General features: G+C 36.8%; 4 protein-coding genes. All 4 read left to right on the top strand.

The window, feature by feature from the left end; translation table 11 throughout:
- Nucleotides 1-266: 266 nt before the first annotated feature.
- The gene (locus V7147_RS23760) at nucleotides 267-437 is read left to right on the top strand and encodes a YpmA family protein (protein ID WP_335370267.1); all 171 of its coding nucleotides are present in this window, start codon (nucleotides 267-269) and stop codon (nucleotides 435-437) included.
- A 15-nt stretch (nucleotides 438-452) separates the two neighbouring features.
- Complete coding sequence (locus V7147_RS23755; protein WP_335370266.1) at nucleotides 453-926, top strand: cell wall elongation regulator TseB-like domain-containing protein; 474 nt, start codon at nucleotides 453-455, stop codon at nucleotides 924-926.
- 17 nt (nucleotides 927-943) lie between these two features.
- Nucleotides 944-2125: a pyridoxal phosphate-dependent aminotransferase gene (locus V7147_RS23750; RefSeq protein WP_335370265.1), complete on the top strand. Its 1182-nt coding sequence runs from the start codon at nucleotides 944-946 to the stop codon at nucleotides 2123-2125.
- 142 nt (nucleotides 2126-2267) lie between these two features.
- Nucleotides 2268-3335, top strand: a 1068-nt coding sequence (gene asnS, locus V7147_RS23745; protein WP_335370264.1) for an asparagine--tRNA ligase, incomplete at its 3' end; no start/stop codon positions are given.

The raw sequence follows: 3335 nt of genomic DNA, 5'->3' as shown, positions 1-3335 counted from the left end.
GAAGTGGCGTACTTAGTCTTTAATCTTACTGTTCGAAAAATTTCCTTTAAAAAATCGTGGCATCCGCCGGAGGCTGTTTTTTTAGTTCGGATTTTATCCCGAACTAAAAAAACTATATTGTGAATGTTCATACACCTGTTATAATGATGTAAGGAAACGTAATGTAAGACAACTTCAACTGAAATGTTGTAGTACTACTATTGTTGCCGTATGCGAGAAATCGTATAAGTAGTAAAATTTGTGATGAATGAAGGGAGAGCTCTTGCTTGGAAAGTAAGATAGAAGTACTATCGACTGTTAAAATTCAAAATACCCCTGATTTATATAAAATTGTTGATTTATTAAATCGCACATTAAAGCATGAAGATCTCATGTTTGGCCTTGCGCTTGATCGAGAAGATCAAAAAAAGTGCGTTTTTACAATTTATCGTACGTAAAGTAGTGGATACAATATGAAAAAATGGATAATCGGGATACTCGTCCTCCTCCTTGTTTTTATTATTTGGAGGGGAATTAATATTTATCAATCGGCACTTGAGCCACTAAACATTGCTGAAGTAAAAGGAAATGAAATTGCGCTTGAGAAGACTTCAATTAAAACAATTGAAGAAAGTTATACATATTTTGGTACAAAAGCATATCAAGTTGTCATCGGCAAAAATGATAAAGATGAAAAAATGATTGCTTGGATTCCGCAAAAAAAAGGGGAAATAGTAACACGCTTTAAACGTGATGGCATTACAGAAAACGAAGCGCTTGCTATTTTAAAAAGTGAGCGAAACCCACAAGAAATTCGTTCTGCCAAACTTGGACTCGAAGATAATATCCCGATATGGGAAATTATTTATATTGGTGACGATAATCGCTTGACCTATCATAAATTATATTTTGAAACAGGCAAATATCTCAATTCAATAAAACCATAATACGTGGAGGGAATACCATGAAGTTAGCAAACAGAGTAGCAGCATTAACACCATCTACAACACTTGCTATAACAGCAAAAGCAAAAGAGTTAAAAGCTAGTGGTCATGATGTAATTGGACTTGGTGCAGGTGAGCCGGATTTTAACACACCTGATTATATAATTGAGGCAGCTGTAAAAGCAATGAAAGAAGGACATACAAAATATACACCTTCTGCAGGATTACCTGCTTTAAAACAAGCGATTTGTAAAAAACTTTCAAATGACCAACAATTAGACTATAAGCCAAATGAAGTGATTGTTGGTTCTGGTGCAAAGTTTGTGTTATATGCTCTATTTCAAGTGCTCTTAAATAAAGATGATGAAGTTATCATCCCAACTCCATACTGGGTAAGCTATCCTGAACAAGTTAAGCTTGCTGAAGGAGTACCAGTCTATGTAGAAGGTAAGGAAGAAAATCATTTTAAAGTGAATGTAGACCAGCTAGAAGCTGCAATCACAGAAAAAACGGTTGCTTTAATTTTAAACTCACCAAGTAACCCAACAGGTATGCTTTATTCAAAAGAGGAATTACAAGCGATCGGGGAATTATGTGTGAAACATAATATTTGGATCGTTTCAGATGAAATTTATGAAAAACTCGTGTATTTTGGAGCAACTCATACGTCAATTGCACAAGTTAGTGAAGAAGTTAAGGCAAAAACGATCCTCATTAATGGCCATTCAAAATCACACTCAATGACAGGGTGGAGAATCGGTTATGCGGCAGGACCTCAGGAAATCATCAAAAGTATGACAGATCTTTCAAGTCATAGTATTTCAAATCCAACTTCAGTTGCACAATATGCAGCACTAGCTGCTTATGAAGGGGATCAAGAGCCTGTTGAAACAATGAGAAAGGCATTTGAACAGCGTTTAGATGTGATATATGATAAATTAGTAAGCATCCCTGGAATTTCATGTATTAAGCCGCAAGGGGCATTTTACTTATTCCCGAATGCTAAAAAGAGTGCTGAATTGACAGGGTATAATAATGTCGATGAGTTTGCGAAAGCATTATTAGAGGAAGCGCTCGTTGCAGTTGTTCCTGGGTCAGGCTTTGGTGCACCAGAAAATATGCGTTTATCCTATGCGACATCATTAGATCAGTTAGAAGAAGCAATCAAACGTATCCATAATTTTGTTAAAGAAAAGATGTAACATTTTTGACCCATGGGGACGATTTCGTTTGGTTCTTACAACCAAATGGACCGTCCCTATTGTACTTCTTGCTTCATTATGACAAGAAAGGTATAATGAAAAGGTATTTATACATACGTTTTACGGTTTTGGAGGGACAATTGTGAAAACAACTATTTCAGAGGTTAATAAATATGTCGGTGAAGAGGTTACAATTGGTGCTTGGTTAGCGAATAAACGCTCAAGCGGAAAAATTGCCTTTTTACAGCTTCGTGATGGGACAGGCTTCATCCAGGGTGTCGTTGTCAAAGCGGAAGTGGATGAAGAGATTTTCCAGAAAGCAAAATCAATAACACAAGAAACATCCTTATACGTAACGGGTGTTGTAAGAGTAGATGAAAGATCACCATTTGGTTATGAGCTTACAGTCACTAATATAGAAGTTATTCATGAGTCTGTGGACTATCCGATAACACCAAAAGAACATGGTACTGAGTTCTTAATGGACCATCGTCATTTATGGCTTCGCTCAAAAAGACAGCACGCGGTTATGAAAATCCGTAACGAAATCATTCGGGCAACTTACGAATTTTTCAATGACCATGGATTTGTTAAGGTTGATCCACCAATTTTAACAGGAAGTGCACCAGAAGGAACAACAGAGCTTTTCCATACAAAATACTTTGAGGAAGATGCATTCCTATCTCAAAGTGGACAGTTACACTTGGAAGCTGCAGCAATGGCTTTAGGAAAAGTATTCTCCTTTGGTCCTACATTCCGTGCTGAAAAATCGAAAACAAGACGTCATTTAATTGAGTTCTGGATGATTGAACCCGAAATGGCATTTACAGAGCACGAAGAAAGCTTAAAAGTACAAGAGGAATATGTTTCCCATATTGTGCAGTCAGTTTTGAAAAATTGTCAATTAGAATTAAAAACATTAGGCAGGGATGTATCTAAGCTTGAAAATATCAAAGCACCATTCCCACGAATTTCTTACGATGATGCTATTACCTTCTTAAATCAAAAAGGCTTTAATGACATTAAGTGGGGCGATGACTTTGGTGCTCCACATGAAACTGCGATTGCGGAAAGCTATGACAAACCAGTATTTATTACAAATTATCCGAAAGCTATTAAGTCGTTCTATATGCAACCAGCACCAGACCGGGACGATGTGGTTCTATGTGCGGATTTAATTGCTCCTGAAGGCTATGGTGAAATCATTGGT

It is taken from the genome of Bacillus sp. JJ1521, from assembly GCF_036965165.1.
In the GTDB taxonomy this organism is placed as follows: Bacteria; Bacillota; Bacilli; order Bacillales; family Bacillaceae_L; genus Ferdinandcohnia.
Note: the sequence above shows the minus strand (reverse complement) of the source record. Positions and strands in the feature narration are given on the sequence as shown.